Annotated in this window: 15 protein-coding genes; 5 read left to right on the top strand and 10 right to left on the bottom strand. The window is 62.2% G+C overall.

What is annotated here, in order from left to right; all coding sequences use genetic code 11:
- Positions 1–148 precede the first annotated feature (148 nt).
- The 8 genes from ACPUER_RS04375 to ACPUER_RS04340 all read right to left on the bottom strand — a co-directional run bounded on the left by ACPUER_RS04375 (position 149) and on the right by ACPUER_RS04340 (position 6,965).
- On the bottom strand, positions 149–463 hold the full coding sequence (locus ACPUER_RS04375) for a high-potential iron-sulfur protein (protein WP_310130883.1): 315 nt from the start codon (positions 461–463) through the stop codon (positions 149–151).
- Between the two features lie 56 nt (positions 464–519).
- Positions 520–861: a cytochrome C oxidase subunit IV family protein gene (locus tag ACPUER_RS04370; protein WP_034181991.1), complete on the bottom strand. Its 342-nt coding sequence runs from the start codon at positions 859–861 to the stop codon at positions 520–522.
- Between the two features lie 8 nt (positions 862–869).
- Positions 870–1,577, bottom strand: coding sequence for a heme-copper oxidase subunit III family protein (locus ACPUER_RS04365; RefSeq protein WP_072438472.1), 708 nt, complete (start codon positions 1,575–1,577; stop codon positions 870–872).
- Positions 1,574–2,185 carry a cytochrome c oxidase subunit 3 gene (locus tag ACPUER_RS04360; RefSeq protein WP_425130445.1) on the bottom strand — a complete coding sequence of 204 codons (612 nt, stop codon included), beginning with the start codon at positions 2,183–2,185 and terminating at the stop codon, positions 1,574–1,576. The genes ACPUER_RS04365 and ACPUER_RS04360 overlap by 4 nt, the downstream gene beginning before the upstream one ends.
- Positions 2,182–3,939 (bottom strand): cytochrome c oxidase subunit I, encoded by a 1,758-nt coding sequence (ctaD, locus tag ACPUER_RS04355; RefSeq protein WP_175960816.1) that lies wholly within the window; start codon positions 3,937–3,939, stop codon positions 2,182–2,184. The genes ACPUER_RS04360 and ctaD overlap by 4 nt, the downstream gene beginning before the upstream one ends.
- 24 nt (positions 3,940–3,963) lie before the next feature.
- On the bottom strand, positions 3,964–5,112 hold the full coding sequence (locus ACPUER_RS04350) for a c-type cytochrome (protein WP_425130444.1): 1,149 nt from the start codon (positions 5,110–5,112) through the stop codon (positions 3,964–3,966).
- Positions 5,113–5,443: 331 nt separating this feature from the next.
- Positions 5,444–5,956: a hypothetical protein gene (locus ACPUER_RS04345; RefSeq protein WP_175960812.1), complete on the bottom strand. Its 513-nt coding sequence runs from the start codon at positions 5,954–5,956 to the stop codon at positions 5,444–5,446.
- A 499-nt stretch (positions 5,957–6,455) separates the two neighbouring features.
- Complete coding sequence (locus tag ACPUER_RS04340; protein ID WP_175960810.1) at positions 6,456–6,965, bottom strand: DUF1269 domain-containing protein; 510 nt, start codon at positions 6,963–6,965, stop codon at positions 6,456–6,458.
- A gap of 717 nt (positions 6,966–7,682) precedes the next feature.
- On the opposite strand from ACPUER_RS04340, the gene ACPUER_RS04335 reads away from it, so the two are divergent.
- Complete coding sequence (locus ACPUER_RS04335) at positions 7,683–8,651, top strand: hypothetical protein (RefSeq protein ID WP_425130537.1); 969 nt, start codon at positions 7,683–7,685, stop codon at positions 8,649–8,651.
- Between the two features lie 35 nt (positions 8,652–8,686).
- Here ACPUER_RS04335 and ACPUER_RS04330 read toward each other — a convergent pair whose 3' ends face one another.
- Both ACPUER_RS04330 and ACPUER_RS04325 read right to left on the bottom strand, forming a co-directional pair.
- Positions 8,687–10,381 carry an NfrA family protein gene (locus ACPUER_RS04330; protein ID WP_425130443.1) on the bottom strand — a complete coding sequence of 565 codons (1,695 nt, stop codon included), beginning with the start codon at positions 10,379–10,381 and terminating at the stop codon, positions 8,687–8,689.
- A complete protein-coding gene (locus ACPUER_RS04325) occupies positions 10,378–12,336 on the bottom strand; it encodes a glycosyl transferase family protein (protein ID WP_425130536.1) in 1,959 nt (652 codons plus the stop codon). The genes ACPUER_RS04330 and ACPUER_RS04325 overlap by 4 nt, the downstream gene beginning before the upstream one ends.
- 952 nt (positions 12,337–13,288) lie before the next feature.
- Between ACPUER_RS04325 and ACPUER_RS04320 the strand changes: the two genes are divergently transcribed.
- From ACPUER_RS04320 to ACPUER_RS04305, 4 genes are all read left to right on the top strand, one after another.
- A complete protein-coding gene (locus ACPUER_RS04320; RefSeq protein ID WP_425130442.1) occupies positions 13,289–13,594 on the top strand; it encodes a hypothetical protein in 306 nt (101 codons plus the stop codon).
- A gap of 12 nt (positions 13,595–13,606) precedes the next feature.
- Entirely contained in the window at positions 13,607–15,250 is a 1,644-nt protein-coding gene (locus ACPUER_RS04315) for a DUF2334 domain-containing protein (RefSeq protein ID WP_425130441.1), read from the top strand.
- A gap of 293 nt (positions 15,251–15,543) precedes the next feature.
- Complete coding sequence (gene imuA, locus ACPUER_RS04310) at positions 15,544–16,236, top strand: translesion DNA synthesis-associated protein ImuA (protein ID WP_425130440.1); 693 nt, start codon at positions 15,544–15,546, stop codon at positions 16,234–16,236.
- A partial coding sequence (locus ACPUER_RS04305) for a Y-family DNA polymerase (protein ID WP_425130439.1) occupies positions 16,169–16,631 on the top strand: 463 nt, incomplete at its 3' end. The genes imuA and ACPUER_RS04305, both read left to right, overlap by 68 nt.

Genomic DNA, 16,631 nt, shown 5'->3' with positions numbered 1-16,631 from the left:
CCCCCGCGTTTGTCGGTACTCGGCCGGTTGCTGCCGCTCAACACGCATCGGCGAGCGGCCGCTCCAACGCGCACACGAGACGCAATTCCACTTTGGCACGCCGATGCCGTTTCAGGCCGCCGGCAGCACGGCCGCCACGCCGTTTCTGCTACGCCTTTTTCGCATAGGCGCTGCACCAGCCTTTGGCATTGACCTGCTTGCCGCTGAAAATGGTGCACGGCGCCATCGCGACGCCGGTCTTGCCCTGGAAGAACTGGCAGTTCGCACAAGCCTGGCCCGCCTGAAAGTTCGGGAACTTCGCATGGTCGACCCGGCTTGCATCCGTCTTGTAACCGAGGGCCTGGGCATTTGCATCGGATTCCTGAACGGCGCCGGCATCTGCCGCCGCCGCGCGGCGTCCAAATGCCAGCGCGGATGCCAGAACGGTGGTGGTTGCAATAAAACGTCGGCGTGAAAATTTCATGGCGTCCTCCTGCATGTGCGAAGCGCTCGTCGCGCGACGAACGGGCGGCGAAGGGATCAGTGGAAGAAGAGTTCCCGCATGCCGAAAGTGTGATGCGCTTCGGCCGCCATCAGCACCATCAGCACCAGCAGGCACAGGGGCGGGATCAGGATGGCGTACACCAGCGCCAGCCGCTCCCACATCATGTGCATGAAAATCGATACGATCAGCCCGGCCTTGGCGATCATGAGCACGACGATCAGCACCCAGCGCAGCAGGCCCTGCACGTGGAAGTAATCCACCATGTACGACAACGTGCTCAGCACGAACAGCAGGCCCCAGATTTTCAGGTAAAGGCCGATCGGATGCTGCTGGCCGTGCGCGGCGTCGGGTCGATCGGCGGGATCGGTGTGGTCCATGGCCTGCCTCACCACAAATAGAACAGCGCGAAGATGAACACCCACACCAGGTCGACGAAGTGCCAGTACAAGCCGGCGATCTCGACGATCTGGAAGTTGCCGTGCTCGGTAAACCCCGGTTGCAGGATCTTGCGCGCGATCAACAGCAGGTAGATCACGCCGCAGGTCACGTGAAAGCCGTGGAACCCGGTGATCATGAAGAAGCACGCGCCAAACTGCGCCGCGCCCAGCGGGTTGCTCCACGGGCGAATCCCTTCATGGACGATCAGCTTGGTCCATTCGAAGGCCTGCATCGACACGAAGGTCGCGCCCAGCAGCGCGGTGGCCAGCAACAGGGCGGCGGCGCGCCTGGCGTTGCGCCGGTAGCCGAAGTTGACGGCCATCGCCATGGTGCCGCTGCTGGTGATCAGCGTGAACGTCATGATGGCGATCAACAGCAACGGCACGTCCACGCCGCCCACCGTGAGCCCGAACACCTTGGAGGGATCGGGCCACGGCACCGTGGTCGACATGCGCACCGACATGTAGCCGATCAGGAAGCTGCTGAAGACGAAGGTGTCCGACAGCAGGAAGATCCACATCATCGCCTTGCCCCACGGCACCTTGAAGGCTTCGCGGTCGGCCGACCAGTCCGTGACGATGCCGCGCCAGCCGTCAGGCCCGGCGTCGGTGGGCGGGGTGTCGGCGGATTCGGTGGGAAGCGTGGGTGCGGTCATGGCGCGGCTCCATACAGCGGCCCGCAGATGGCCGCGACGAACGCAGGGGTGAGCCACCACATCGCCGCCAGCAGCACGAGCCATACCGCCAGCAGGAAATGCCAGTAGAGGGCGCACAGCGCGATGGCGCGCTGGGCCCGGAACGGGTCCGTGCGCCGGAGACGCGCGATCGTCACGGCCCAGGCCGCCAGCCCGCCCAGCACATGCAATCCGTGCAGGCCGGTGAGCAGGTAGAGGAAGCTATTGGAAGGATTGACGGTGACGGTCTGCCCGGCTTCCGACAGCATGCGCCAGGCGACCAGTTGCCCGATCACGAATACGGCCGCCAGCACGCCGCCGCACGCGAGCCACGCCACGCGGTGCAAGGTCAGCTGCCGGGCACGCTGCATGGCAACGCTTGCCAGCACCAGCGCGCCGGTGTTCCACCACAGCAGCGCCGGATGCGGGATCGGCTGCCAGTCGGGCTCGCGCATGCGCATGCCGTAAGCGAGCAGCAGCAGCGCAAACAAGGTCGTCGCCACCGCCATGAAGACCATCAGGCCGATGCGGCTCGCATTCGGCAGGACCGGCGGCGCGTCGGGAACGAAGGGGCGGGGCAGTGTGGTCATTCGCGAGCCTCGCCGGGTTGAAGCGTCGGGTGGGCTGCCGGCTCGGGCGCCGTCGCAGGCGGCTGGTTTTGCGGGACGAAGTCTTCCTTGTGCCCCGGCGGGCTGTATTCGTAAGCCCAGCGGTAGACGACGGGCAGCGCAGCGCCCCAGTTGCCGTGCACGGGCGGCGTTTGCGGCGTCTGCCATTCGAGCGTGGTGGCTCGCCACGGGTTGCCGTCGGCGCGCTTGCCGCGCACGAGGCTCCACGCGAGGTTGTACACGAACAGCAACTGCGCCACCCCGACGATCAGCGCAACGACGGTGATGAAGGTGTTGAGCGTCTGCGCCGAATGGGGAATGAAGCTGTAGCCCTCGTACGCGTAATACCGCCGCGGCATGCCCAGGATGCCGAGATAGTGCATCGGGAAGTAGATCGCATAGGTGCCGACGAAGGTGATCCAGAAGTGCGCGCGCCCGAGCGTATCGTTCAGCATGCGGCCCGTCACCTTCGGATACCAGTGGTAGATGCCGCCGAACACCACCAGGATCGGCGACACGGCCATCACCATATGGAAGTGCGCCACCACGAAATACGTGTTCGACAGCGGAATGTCCACGCTCACGTTGCCGAGATAGAGCCCGGTCAGCCCACCCAGCACGAAGGTGCTGATGAAGCCGATGGCAAACAGCATCGGCACGGTCAGGTGGATATCGCCGCGCCACAGCGTCAGCACCCAGTTGTAGACCTTGAGCGCGGTCGGGATGGCGATGATGAGCGTGGTCGTGGCAAAGAAGAAGCCGAAGTACGGATTCATGCCGGCGACGAACATGTGGTGCGCCCAGACCACGAAGCTCAGCGCGCCGATGACGACGATGGCCCATACCATCATCCTGTAGCCGAAGATGCTCTTGCGCGCGTGCGTGCTGATGAGGTCCGACGCGATGCCGAAGGCCGGCAGCGCGACGATGTAGACCTCCGGATGCCCGAAGAACCAGAACAGGTGCTGGAACAGCAGCGGGCTGCCGCCGGCATGCTTGAGCGTCTGCCCCATCGACACCACGGCCGGTATGAAGAAGCTGGTGCCGAGTATCCTGTCGAGCAGCATCATCACTGCCGACACGAACAGCGCCGGAAATGCCAGCAGCGCCATGATGGTCGCGATGAAGATGCCCCACACCGTGAGCGGCATGCGCATGAGCGTCATGCCGCGGGTGCGCGCCTGCAGCGTGGTGGTGACGTAATTCAGGCCGCCCATCGTTGCCGCGACGATGAAGATCGCCAGCGACACGAGCATCAGCACGATGCCCCATTCCACGCCCGGCGTGCCCGGCAGGATGGCCTGCGGCGGATACAGCGTCCAGCCCGCGCCGGTCGGCCCGCCCGGCACGAAGAAGCTCGCCACCAGCACCAGCACGGCCAGCAGGTAGACCCAGTAGCTCAGCATGTTGAGAAACGGGAACACCATGTCGCGCGCGCCCAGCATCAGCGGGATCAGGTAGTTGCCGAAGCCGCCCAGAAACAGCGCCGTCAGCAGGTAGATCACCATGATCATCCCGTGCATGGTGACGAACTGGTAGTAATGGTTGGCGTCGATGAAGCTGAACTTGCCCGGAAAGCCGAGCTGCAGCCGCATCAGGTCCGACAACACCATGCCGACCAGGCCGATGGCGATGGCCGTCAGCGCATATTGCACGGCGATGACCTTGTGGTCCTGGCTCCAGACATAGCGGGTCCAGAAGCTTTGCGGGGCGTGGTCGGTGTGCGCGTAGGGCATTGCATGTGCTCCGCTGGGAATTCGCTAGGGATTCGTTGCGCTGCTGGCGGCCGGACCGCCTAGCGACTCGATGTAGGTCACCAGCGCGGTCAGTTCCTGCTCGCTCAGGTCGAAAGTCGGCATGACGGGCGAGAAGCCCTTCACGACGCGGGCCTTCGGGTCGCGGATGAAGGCGCGCAGATAGGCTTCGTCCACCTTCGCGGTGCTGCCGTCGGCCATCGTTTCGGTCTTGCCGTACAGGCCTTTCCAGGTGGGGCCCATGCGCGGACTGCCGTCCACGGTATGGCAGGCGACGCAGCCCTTGGCCGCCGCGAGCGTCTTGCCCTGGTCGGCAAGCGCCTGGGCGCTGCCGCCGGTAGCGGCTGCCGCTGCCTGCACCCTGGCCTGCTGCCGCTGCGCGAACGTGGCCTGCTGCGCGAGCCAGCGCGAGAACGATGCTTCGTCTTCCACCACCACCACGCCGCGCATGCCGGAGTGCCCGATACCGCAAAGCTGTGCGCACAGGATGTCGTAGCGCCCCGCCTTGGTCGGCGTGAACCAGAAGGTGGTCACCATGCCGGGCACCATGTTCATGCGCGCACGGAACGGCGGGACGTAGAAGTCGTGCAGCACGTCGCGCGACCGTGCCAGGACCTGGATCGGCCGGTTGAGCGGCAGGTGTACCTCGGGCGCCTCGATCAGGTAGTTGTCACGGCCGTTGGGGTCGCCGGGGTTCAGGCCGAAGGGGTTGTCGTTGCCGATGTAGCGCACGTCCGTCGTGCCCAGCTTGCCGCCGGGGCCGGCGAAGCGGAAGCGCCATTGCCATTGCTGGCCGAGCACCTCCATCTGCAGCACGTTGCGCGGCGGCCGGATGTAGTCCGCGTAGACGAAAAGCCCCGGTGCCAGCAACGCCGCCACGCCGACAGCGGTCAGGCCGATCAGCCACCATTCCAGCCGCCTGTTGTGCGGCTCGTAGGCCGCGCGATGCCCGCTGCGGTGGCGGTAGCGCATCAGTGCGATCACGATGAACAGGTTGATCGCGATGAAGAGCGCGCCGGTAATGACGATCGTGATCGTCAGCATGTCGTCCATGCGCACCCAGTTCGACGCGATCGGCGTGATCCACCAGGGACTGGCAAAGTGAAACCCCACCGCCAATACGATGATCAGGATCAGGGCAATCGCAAGCGCCATGGGCCGCCTCGCTGCGTGTCACTCGCCGGAGCCGCCGACAAGCGCTCCTGGCGTCGTTGTGCCGCCTTGCCGTACTTCGTATTGTTGTTTTCGCCGGCACTCTGCCAGGTCCGATTCGCCAAGCGTTGCAAGCGGCGTTAAAGCAAAGGTAGTCCTCTCCTTTGCATCGTGCAAGGCAGCGCAACGGGGCAGCGCGCGCCATAGGCGTATCGCGCGAATGGAGGAGCCGCTCGCTGCGATGCAATGCAAAATGGCCGCCTCCGGCATCGGTTGTCGAGGCGGCCGTCCCGCGAGGGCGCCGGTTTTGGGCACGGCGGAAAAAAACGGCGCGTCAGTGCATCGCGTCCTGCTTGCGCCGTTCGAGCGTGCCGTAGACGACGGCGGTGACCACGCCGAACAGCAGGTTTGCCAACAAGGGCCCGGAACCCCGCTCCGAGACGAACCATGGGAACACGGCTGTCATCACATAGAAGTTCCATACATACGCGACGATCCCGAAGGCCAGCCCGATGACGGCCTCCATGCCGACGCTCGAATCGAAGCGGAACGGCGCAATGATCGCGGCGAGCATCATCCCCATGATGGCGCCGAGCACGTAGTGCAGTACCAGCGCCATCCCCACGATGCCGAAGCTGAAGACCGACATCTGTTCGAGCGCGCTGCGGCCCATCACCATTGCCGCGATCTTGTGGGTCGGTTGCCACGGGCTTTCGTCGATCACCATGGTCGACCAGAAGAATTCGAGCACGATCACCAGGGCGCCGCCCGCAAGACCGGCCACGGCAGCGGCGAGCCAGTCGGGCCTGCGCCGTTGCCAATGGTGCGATTGAATGTTCAGTTCCATACGACCTCCTTGCCGACAGTTCAGCTTCAGCACTCAGGTTCAGAAGGCGCCACTCGCGTCAAAAGTAAGTCCTTATTCGATTCAGAATGGCAGATATGGGTGCCAACGCAAGGTACAAAAACCCTGCGCGATGGATGACACGACGGCGTTCCGCTCGAAGTTCGGCATCGTCGTGTCGGCAGGCAAGCAGTTGGCGCGCGGCAGCATGCCGCCCGAGGTTGCGGTTATGCGATAGCGCGCTCGGCGATACGCATCGATGAATGCTGGCGAGGGCGCCGGCGCGTGTCGGGATAGGGAACGGGGATTGCGGTGCCGCGCGATTGCGGGCGTCTGATTGGATGCGACGCAAAGAGGCATGTGACGTCACGGAATAGCCCCTGTACCGGGGAGCCCCCCGGCAATTCTCCCGCGTGGACGTATGCCGATTTCACACTGGCGTGAAGCCGGCACGCTCGATGCAGAGCCGGCCTCGGTGTTGCGTATGCCGGTTTTCGAGTTTTCAGGGAAAGATCGGTGTCGTAGGCTCGCCGCCCTCCAGATCCGCCTTCGGAAAATGCTGGGCGACCATCTCCTCGATTTCCTGCTCTCGTAATGCCGGCACGTCGGCCATGATCAGAATCTGGCCGTCCCGTATGGCGTCACGAAATCGCTGGAGTCGCGCGTTCGGCTCGGCGATGCCGATCATAGCGGCCGTCCACGCCCCGAAGCCCGCTCCCGCCAACGTCAACGCGACGACGGCGCCGCCCGCAATCACGAGCTCCGCAGGGGGGAACACAAGCGCGACGAGACCGATAAGCGCGCCTGTCGCGCCGCCGAGTGCGACGCCGCGCTCGAGCGCGTGCACGACATCGCTGCTTTGCAGCAAAGATGCTTCGGGCAACTGATCGAGTGTGACACTGTGATTGGCGAGGACGTGGATATGGCGCCAGATGATGCGCGCGCGCAGCAAGTCGTCGACGATCGCCTTCGCCATCTGCGTATCGGGTACGAGGAAATAAAGGCGTCTCATGTTGGCACTCCTTTTTTTTGCCATCAGCTCATCTTCAACCGAGCATTTTTTCATTCTATGTCAGCATCGGCCGCGCGGTAGGTGCGAGCGTTGCGCCGCATACCCCAACTCATTACCTGCCGCAGCGAGTGCGTTTCACGACCAGGCGACCCTGGGTCGACCCTACGGTGATCGTTGCTTCCATACCCGCCGTAAATCGCGGGTCCGGCGTCGCTGCTCAAGAGCGCTGCCAACCTGCCGGTCGGTCCAAACGTGGACGGCCAGCCACATCGCGTACAGCCGGCTCAAGACCGAAACGGGTAGTAACGCGGCGGTGGGACCGTTCCTGCCGAGCGTCAGCGCATCCGTAAACACCCTCACTTCGAGTTCGCCGGTGCTGCGGATGGTGACTATGGCGGCGTTGACGGTGATTGAAACCAACCGCATACGTTTGCGTGATCGAGCGTCGGAAGCAGGGCGGCGACGGGTTCGCAAGGCATCCATAGCCGAATCCCGCTGGTGACGGGTTTCACTATTTGGCCGCCTTGTGAACCAATGTTGCTGGGTGTTCGTTTAGGGATGCTGGACATTTCTCCCGAAGGCATCGCGTCGCAACTTCTCCTGCGCGAGGCATCGCCCTGCGATGTTCCGGAGCCATTTCTGTCGATATCATCCGATAATTGGCTTTTATTTTCGTCTAAAATCGCGCTTCTTCTTACTTTAGGACGGAAGGACGTTTTGAAAAGACTGACGAAAAACATCTCGCGCACGGCCGTTGCCGCGTGCATTGCTTATGCTGGGCTCTTGCCTTTTTCCCAGTCCGCCCAAGCTCAGGTCGAACCCCTGAAGAATCCGGTCTACGGCGTCACGCTCGACGACCTGACGAAACTCGATGCGATCATCGCGTCGCTGCAGAACCTGCCGTACCGGCCGACCGTGCGCGTCGTGTTCGATCCGGGTACGCCGGCCTCGGACTACTACGCACCGCTGCTGCGCCTGCATTCGGTCGCGTATGTGATGGGCGAGATCTACGATTCTTACTATTTCCCGACGACGCTCTCCACGTATCAAGCGAGAACGCAGGAATTGGTGTCGCAACTGAAGAACACCGTCGACGTGTGGGAGATCGCCAACGAAATCAACGGCGAATGGCTGCGCAACGACCCGAGCGGTACGAACTCGGTGGTCAATTCGCAAGAACAGCAGATCGGCCAGATGGTCGCCGCGGCCAACACGATCGTCAAATCGAACGGCGGCAAGACTGCGATCACGCTGTACTACAACGACGACAGCAAGGGTACCAACTGCTGGGAGAAACCCCAGGATTACTGGAAGACCTGGCCGACGACGTTCCTGTCCTCGACGGTTCGCCAGCAGGCCGACTATGCGCTGTTCAGCTATTACCCGTACCAGGATTGCCCGGGGCTGAGCCCGTCGTGGAAGAACGATTTCGCGGCGCTGGAAAGCATTTTCCCGAACGCGAAGGTCGGCTTCGGCGAAATCGGTACGTCGGATATCTCCGCGCCGGCGTCGGTACAGCAGAACCTGATCAAAACCTATTACCCGATGGTCAACACCATGAACGACCCGCGTTTCATCGGTGGTTTCTTCTGGTGGAACTACGTCGAACAAATGCTCCCGTACTCGACGAGCTCCTACTTCCAGTTGCTGCGTCAAACGATCATCACGCTCAAGTCTCCCAGCTGATCGCGCCATCCGCGCGTAAGCGTCAGCGTCGCAGGTTAAAACCACAATGTTGCGCGTACCACGAGACCACGTGCGCGTACCGCTGACGTCAACGGGAACCTGTATTGCACCGTGACATCCAGATAGCTCGCCGGCGCGCTATACCTGCCTTCGCGAAACCAGTACCGGAACTGGATGCCGGGCCCCGCACCGATCGCCGTCTTGTCCGGCTGGCGGTTGTCGTGATCGCCGGCCACCGCGGCATGCGGATAGACGGTCAGCCGATCGCTGAGCGCCGTCAAACGCCAGGTGTGCCCGTAACGCAACTCCGAATAGATGATGTATCGGCCTGCCTTGATGAAGTACGCACCTTCGACATAGGCCTGCCAGCTACGCCAGCTCGGTTCGGTGACCCGCAGGTCGGTCCCCGCCTCCGACGAATAGCCCAGGCGCATCAGCCAGTCCGTCATCGACAGGCTGCCGACGTGGAAAAGCCGCTCGGCGGTCATCACCACGTTCTGGTCGGGTATCGGCTTGTAGCGAACCCCCACCGAACCCTGCACGGTCGGCATGCCGGTCACGTTGCCGCTTCCGTCGTATGCCGTGCCGTATCCGCGCACGAAGAACTGGAGAATGCGTCCGTTCTGGTAGCCGATCTTCGGTGGCTGCCAGTACGCTTCGATACCCGGCTGCAACACGCTGATGGTGCCTTGCGGGCCGAACGCGGCCGACTGGTAGGGCGCGCTCAGCACGAAGCCCCAGGTGCGCTGAAGTTGCTCGACTTCTCGCCGATAGCCGAACTTGTGCTGCGCATCGAACTTGTGTTCGTTTTCATCGGCGTCGAGACTGTGCTCGAACAGCTCGACGGACTGCTCGTTCAAGCCGATACGCTTGGCGGCATAACCTGCGTCCGCGTAGTTCATCGCGTTGCCGGCTCCGCCGTCGAAACCCTCCTGGAATGCGTCGAGCGCCTCGCGATCCTTGTGTTCGCGCAGCAGGTCATAGGCCTGCTGCAACTTCTGTGTCGCGGTATCGTCCACCGGTATCTGCGGCGCCTGCTCGGGTTGCTGGGCCTGCGTCACGATCGACGCGGCCATTTTCCGCTCGGCGTCCGTCGTCGCGTCGCGGGCGGCAAGATCCGCCACGCGGATCGCGCTTTCGCGATCGCCCGACATCAAGCTCAACTGCGCGATACGCAACTGAACCGCGGCCGATTTTTCATCTGCCAGCGGCGCCAGTGCAATGCCGGCGTCATGCGGACGATGCGCCGCGAGCGCACTGTCCGACCATGCGAGACGCAGGTTGCGCTGCTGCTCCTTGCTCCATTTACCTGTCGCGACGGCGGCCGAGAAATCGCTGCACGCCACGTCGTAGCGCTGTTGCCGCTGCGCCAGGTAGCCATGCTCGGCCCGTACCGCGGCGCTTTTCGGAAACCGAACGCTCAACGATTCCATCATGGCGTCCGCTTCGTCGATTTTTCCTTCACGTTTGAATACATCGAGGAGCAGCAACCCGAGCTGTTCGCTTCCGGGCTGAATCTTGAGGGCGCGCTGTGCATACTCTTCCGCGCGGGGCAGGTCGCCGGCACTGATTGCCTTGTATGCGCCATCGGCGAGCCGATAAGCCTTGGGAGCGAGCGGCTGCGTGGCGTGTGCGGGGGCCTGCCAGGCCAACGATACGGCGATCGCCAATGCACTCAATCGCGCGCAGCGCTTGAGGCCAGCAGCGATCGGGAGTCTGGAGCGTTTCATGCCTGTTCTCCCGACGGCTTTTGCATTGGAGCAACCGGCCACGCTGCATCGTCGCCGTCGCGTGCTCGCGCGAGTTCGACGAAGCGCGAGTGTCGGGCGAGTTCGGCTGCAATCTCCGTATCGCAGGCAATGAAATACGCTATGTTCGCTTTGGCGCCGCGCCGCACGATATCCTGTTCGTCTTGCGTGAGCGGCCGCCCGACCGCCACGTTCAACGTTCCGTCGTCTGCGGTTGAAAACGGGATAGCCCGATACGTGTACTGCAGTTCGAATGCCAGCGAATCCGCGAAGTGGCCGACCGCCACATTGCCCAGGCTGACCCGCGGGAGTTCCGCTTGTTCCGCGATCGCATCCGCCAGCGATTCGGTGGAGATCGCGCTACCTTCGATCAACAGTTCGCCCAGCCGCTTGCCGCATGTCAGCTGTTTCTCCAGGCTTGCCTGCAATTGCTCCAGTGAGACCACGCCCCAGCCGACCAGGATTTCGCCAACCTTGCGGCGTACTTTCCCGAGCTGTTCGTTCGACAGGTAGGTATGACTGGTCTTGTCCCAGGCGATCGGCTTGCCGCTTGCGAGGTGGCCGAGATAGATGCGCCACGCCCGGCAAACCGCGTAGAAATTGATCAGGTTGTTGACGAACATCCTCGGAATCGAGAGCAGCCCCTGGACCGGACCGTTCAGCTTGCTGACAAAGTAGTAGCGCTGCCCGGCGCGGGCAAACAGCATGACGGTGTTCACCCAGAGCAGCGGGGCTATCCATTCGCTCGCCGTGACGAGGGGGGCGCTGACGGGGACGGCATGACCGAATTTCTGAAGGGCGGAAAGCGCTACGAAATTGATCAGTACACCGTAAGCAATCACTGAAAAAAGTGAGGTGACGATGCCCTTGCGGTCGTGGAAGAACATGTAGCGGGTGAGGAAATCGCCCTTCCAGCCGAGTTGCTCCCACCCCTGAAAGGCGATGCCGAGGATCCAGCGCGCACGCTGCCGATATGCGGTGCGAAATGTCTTTGGAAAATATTCGCGGGTGGCCAGCAGGTTTCGATTGGCGGCACTGCCCTTTGCGCGCTTGGCCCCTGCATCCTGCGGGATATCCGAAAGCGGAAAGCGGGCAAAGGTTTCCTTCATACCCAGGTCTCTCAACCGAAAGCTGAAGTCGTAGTCCTCGGTCAGCGAACTGGTGTTGAACGGACAGCCGCCGCTCTCCTTCATCGCCGCTTCGATGGCGCGCCTGCTGTAGCAGGACGCAACACCCGCGCCGGGGACGACGCCGGTCAGACGGGCTCGCGCCGGTACGTCCTTCTGGTGCGTTTCGCTGAAGTCGTCCATATAGCATCCGGCCACGAACTCGTTCCATTTCCGCGGCAATGACAGAACGGGGAGCTGGACCAGGTCGCTATCCGCAATTGCATGGCTGAGGTATTTGAGTTCGATCGGATGAATCACATCTTCGCAGTCGTGCATCACGACGCCCGCGAATTGAATATGATGCGTATCTTCGTAGCGCAGGATCGCTTCGATGATCCAGTTCAGGCAGTCTGCCTTGCAGGTCGGCCCATCGTTCATGACCGTTGCGCGCGTCACCCTGCCCGGATAACGGCGGACCATCCGATCGACCTCCGCCGTGGTTTCGGCGTCGTTGTGATAGGTTCCGACGAAGATCACATATCGCTCGTATTCCATGGTCGCCAATGTGTTTTCGATCATTTTGGCGATCACGTCATACTCTTTCCATGCCGGCACCATGAGCGCCAGATACCGCTCTTCCTCGGCGCGCAGCATGCCGATATCGATAGTCTGTGTTTTTTCGTGACGCAGAAACCGCCCGATTTCGAATGACCAATAGCAGGCGTCGAGCGTAAGGTCATCCAGTGTGCTTACCAGGATGACGATCGCGGTAAAAATGGCGATGATGTTAAGTGCATATAAATATGCAATCCATATTGTGTTATCCATCATTTCCCCGCGATTTTATCTTGTATGTAATTCTTCTCCCTTGCACCAACGAAAGACGAATATCTGTCCGTCCTCGTCGACCCCGTCACTCCCACTTCGCGGCTTGCGCCGCAAAAAATCCCATCGCTCGAAAAAGACTCCGTCAGCCTGGAGTTTTCTCGATGCGATCACGTAATATCTTTAAAGATGAAACGTGTTCAGTGGGTGACTTTTGAAAGTTGTATTTGCCTCGCATACTTCCGTCTCCCGCCGGGATGGATCCTGCACCATTAATGCTTGCATCCGCTCTCGATCCAGCTCCCCGCAGCGCTTCCTGCGCACCGTCGTTTCAGTCGTTTCAATACGCAGTTCGTAAAGCAAGTCGCGCGCCATTGCCGCGCCGCCCTTGACCGTCCGGGCGTCTGCGGGGCGTCGCACAAGATCGACCCACCGAATTCGAGCCAAACGTTTCAGTGCTGAAACGCATGATCGATTGATCTGACGAAACGTGATTTGCGGACCCGTTGCCGCGCCGCGGCTGCCTCCGTCGGGAAATCGTCACGCGATTCCGGCGATCACCGGCCTCTCCGGTCGCCAAGACGTGTTCGAGTCATACGAGTCGATTGCCGCGTCACCATGCGCAAAGCGTTGATGGAACTGGTTTTTCCCTGAATCGTCCGAACAGGCTTCACTTGTTTGTCAGATGACAGCCTCGAAAGCGGATACGTTGCACGCCTGAAACGTTTTTTATAAACAATTTTGGATTGCCATGGCGTGCCGATTTCGGTGCCTTGATCCCGTGCCCATTTGCGACCGATGGTACGTTTCTAGCTTGAAAGAAAAGTAATCGCGTCCTGTATTTTTGTCTGGCATCAAGTGCGCATGAAAAAATAACGACATAACACCCTGATTATTAATGGCGCCAGCCGTGCTCGTTTCGTTAACGAGATGAATTTATTTTGCATATCAAAGGATGAAAATCATGATTTCTCATCGCAATCGATATTTGCGGAGCGGATTGAGCACCGTTGGATCACTCGTCACATTAATCTCCGCGCTCGCCTTCGCCGCCGCTGTTCAGGATACGAATGCACAGGAGAAGGGCAATTCGTCTGCCGCAAAGATCAAGCCGCCTCCGTTACCCAACGGTTCCGCCCAGGTCAAGGTGAAGCCGGGTATGTCCGACGAGGAATGGGAGAAGGCATACAAGGAGACGGGGCGCCCCAAGTTCAACTTGAAGTCCGTCAAGAAAGCCGGTGGCAACGTGCAACGCGACTAGGGAGAAACGGCCATGAAAAAGATCTTGCTTGTCATAGCCCTGCTTGCCGGACTCGCGCAAATGACGTTGCCGGGCACGGCGCACGCGCAGGTCACCACGGCACGTACGCTCGTGCTATACGATAACCCGGCCAACGACCCGTATTCGAAGCTTGGCCTGATGTACAGCATCATGTTGAGGAACCTGCTTGGCCATTTCAACGCGACGGTCGATCTGGTTCCGATACAGAACTACACGGCCGGAATGGTCACGAACCATGACGTCACGTTCTACATCGGCGATTACTACAACAACCCGATTCCGACGGCGTTCATGAGCGACGTGATGACCACCACGAAGACCGTGGTCTGGTTCAAATACAACTTGTGGCAGCTTGCATGGAACACGGCCTATACCTTCAACCAGACCTTCGGGTTCAGCTTTCTCGGCATTGCCGGGTTGAACGCGCCGCCTTCGTCAAGCAATCCGAACCCCGGCTTCTACGACACGGTCACGTACAAGAATCTGCCGATGGTCAAGTACTACGCGTATAACGCGTCAACCGGCGCCATCAGTGCGGACCCGGATGTCGGGCTGACCCAGATCGTCGATGCCACCAAGGCGCAGGCACTCGTCACCATCAAGAACAGCAAGACCGGCGCGACCACGCCATACGTCATGCGCTCGGGCAAGTTCTGGTATTTCGCGGACATGCCGTTTTCCTATATCGGCCCGACGGATCGGTACCTGGTGATATGCGACATCCTGCACGACATCCTGCAGACCAATGCACCGGTGAATCACCGTGCGCTCGTACGTCTGGAGGATCTCGACGCATATACAACGGTGAGTTCGATGAAAAGGCTCACGGACTACCTGTACTTGAAGAGGATTCCGTTCACGATGGCCACCATCCCCGTGTATACGGATCCGAACGGCTATTACACCGGCGGCGTCCCGGAGACGATACATCTTGCTCAGGCAACGGGCCTCAGGAGTTCGCTGAACTACGCGGTCGCGCGCGGCGGTTCGATCGTGGTGCACGGCCTTACGCACCAGTACAATTCGACGCCGAATCTTCTCACCGCGGTCAGCGGCAGCGACTATGAGTTCTGGTATGCGGTCCAGAACCGTCCCGTCGATGAGGACTCCGTTCAATGGGCGGAAGGCAGGATGGCCGAGGGCATACTCGAGTTCACGGCCAACGGCTACAAGATCGTCGGCTGGGCCGCGCCGCAGTACCAGGTGTCGCCGTTGGCAGCGGCGGCCACCGCCCTCACGTTCCCGACGACGTTCCAGCGGGCCGTCTACTACACCGCGACCAAGCCGCAAATCGGAACGGGGGCGCCCAACCAGGACTTTTCGGCCGGGCAGTTCTTCCCGTACATCATCAACGCCGATTACTATGGGGTACGGATCATCCCGGAGAACCTGGGCAGTGTTCAATACAACATCTGCAATATCGACCCGTTCTCGTGTATCTCGTATCCATGGCAGCAACTCGTGACCAATGCTCAATATGGTTTGGCGGTGCGGGACGGTTTCGCGTCCTTCTTCTTCCATCCGTACTGGCTTGAACCCGATCTTGGATTGCCGGCCTACCAGGACTTCCAGAGCCTGATCACCGGCATTACGAATCTCGGCTATACGTGGGTAGACGGCACGACTGCCAAGTGATATCGGCGTGGCGGCAGCGCCGTGCGACCTTCATCGGCGCGCCCGTGGCTTAGAGCTGACTATTGACGTCAGATCTGCCCGAGCGCGCACGCTCGGCGAGCCAGGACGCTCTGGATATCGCCCTGAATTCCTATCGTCGCCTCTCTCGCGCTTTGGAGATTTTCAGCTAGAATACTGTATATATATACAGTATTGGTGAGCGATCGATCGTGACTACCGTTCTTCTCCATCCCAGCCAGATCCGGCCCGCTGACGAACGGGCTCGGTCCATCGATACGTTGCTCGACGCAAGTATGCATTCCGGCTCGGGGGGAATAACGCTCTGGCGCGGCTCGCAGCTTGCGCGCGGCGGCCCGCGCACGATCGATACCGGCTTCGCGCCGCTGTCGGCCGAGCTGCCGGGCGGCGGCTGGCCGGTCGGCGGGCTCGTCGAACTGCTGGCCGCGCAGCCGGGCTGCGGCGAGATGCGGCTGCTCGCGCCCGCGCTCGCACGCACCGTCAGCACCCGGCGTCCGCTCGCGCTCGTCGCGCCGCCGCAATCGCCGCATGCGACCGCGCTCGCCAGTCTCGGCGTGCCGGCCGACGCGCTGCTGTGGCTGCGCGCCGGCAGCCGCACGGATGCATTGTGGGCCGCCGAGCAGGCGCTCAGGACCGGCTGTTGCGGCGCGCTGCTGCTCTGGCAGGACGCGCGGCCCGATGCGCTGCGGCGCCTGCATCTCGCGGCCGCGCGCACGGGCGACACGCTGTTCGTGATGCTGCGCCCGCTGTCGGCCGCGCGGCAGCCGTCGCCGGCCGTGCTGCGCGTCGCGCTGTATCCCGTGCCGGGCGGCGTGTCGCTCGATATCGTCAAGCGTCGCGGGCCCGCGCGCGGCGAGCCGCTCGTGCTCGACCTGCCGTCGCCCATCGTGGAGAGTCGTTATGCGCGTCTTGCTCGGCATCCATCTGCCGCGCCTGCCGCTCGACGTGTGCGCCCCGCAGCCGTCTGACGCAGCGGCCGGCGGTGCCGGCTGCGCGGTGCTCGAGCAGGGCGTCGTGCTGATCGCCGATGCGGCCGCGCGCCGGCAAGGCGTGCGCGCGGGCATGAAGCGCGGCGGCGTGCTGACGCTCGCGCCCGAGACGCAGCTCGTCGAACGCGATCCCGCGCGCGAGGCCGATGCGCAGCGCGCGGTCGCGCTCGCGTTGCTGCGCTTCTCGCCGTGCGTCGCGCTCGACGACGAAGCCTCGCTGATCGTCGACGTCGGCCCGAGCCTGCGCCTGTTCGGCGGCCTGCCGTCGCTGTGCCGCCAGGTGCGCGCGACGCTCGCGGCGCTCGGTTATGCGGCGCGCCTGTCCGCCGCGCCGACCGGGCGCGGCGCGTGGCTGCTCGCGCGCACGTCGGCGC

The sequence above is a fragment of the Burkholderia sp. DN3021 genome, from assembly GCF_049805555.1.
In the GTDB taxonomy this organism is placed as follows: Bacteria; Pseudomonadota; Gammaproteobacteria; order Burkholderiales; family Burkholderiaceae; genus Burkholderia; species Burkholderia pyrrocinia_C.
This window is presented reverse-complemented; position numbering and strand designations above follow the sequence as displayed.

Bases quoted from the DNA above. Each gene is read 5' to 3' on its own strand.
- ACPUER_RS04375 (WP_310130883.1), bottom strand. From the start codon at position 463: ATGAAATTTTCACGCCGACGTTTTATTGCAACCACCACCGTTCTGGCA.
- ACPUER_RS04370 (WP_034181991.1), bottom strand. From the start codon at position 861: ATGGACCACACCGATCCCGCCGATCGACCCGACGCCGCGCACGGCCAG.
- ACPUER_RS04365 (WP_072438472.1), bottom strand. From the start codon at position 1,577: ATGACCGCACCCACGCTTCCCACCGAATCCGCCGACACCCCGCCCACC.
- ACPUER_RS04360 (WP_425130445.1), bottom strand. From the start codon at position 2,185: ATGACCACACTGCCCCGCCCCTTCGTTCCCGACGCGCCGCCGGTCCTG.
- ctaD (WP_175960816.1), bottom strand. From the start codon at position 3,939: ATGCCCTACGCGCACACCGACCACGCCCCGCAAAGCTTCTGGACCCGC.
- ACPUER_RS04350 (WP_425130444.1), bottom strand. From the start codon at position 5,112: ATGGCGCTTGCGATTGCCCTGATCCTGATCATCGTATTGGCGGTGGGG.
- ACPUER_RS04345 (WP_175960812.1), bottom strand. From the start codon at position 5,956: ATGGAACTGAACATTCAATCGCACCATTGGCAACGGCGCAGGCCCGAC.
- ACPUER_RS04340 (WP_175960810.1), bottom strand. From the start codon at position 6,965: ATGAGACGCCTTTATTTCCTCGTACCCGATACGCAGATGGCGAAGGCG.
- ACPUER_RS04330 (WP_425130443.1), bottom strand. From the start codon at position 10,381: ATGAAACGCTCCAGACTCCCGATCGCTGCTGGCCTCAAGCGCTGCGCG.
- ACPUER_RS04325 (WP_425130536.1), bottom strand. From the start codon at position 12,336: ATGGATAACACAATATGGATTGCATATTTATATGCACTTAACATCATC.
- ACPUER_RS04320 (WP_425130442.1), top strand. From the start codon at position 13,289: ATGAAAATCATGATTTCTCATCGCAATCGATATTTGCGGAGCGGATTG.
- ACPUER_RS04315 (WP_425130441.1), top strand. From the start codon at position 13,607: ATGAAAAAGATCTTGCTTGTCATAGCCCTGCTTGCCGGACTCGCGCAA.
- imuA (WP_425130440.1), top strand. From the start codon at position 15,544: ATGCATTCCGGCTCGGGGGGAATAACGCTCTGGCGCGGCTCGCAGCTT.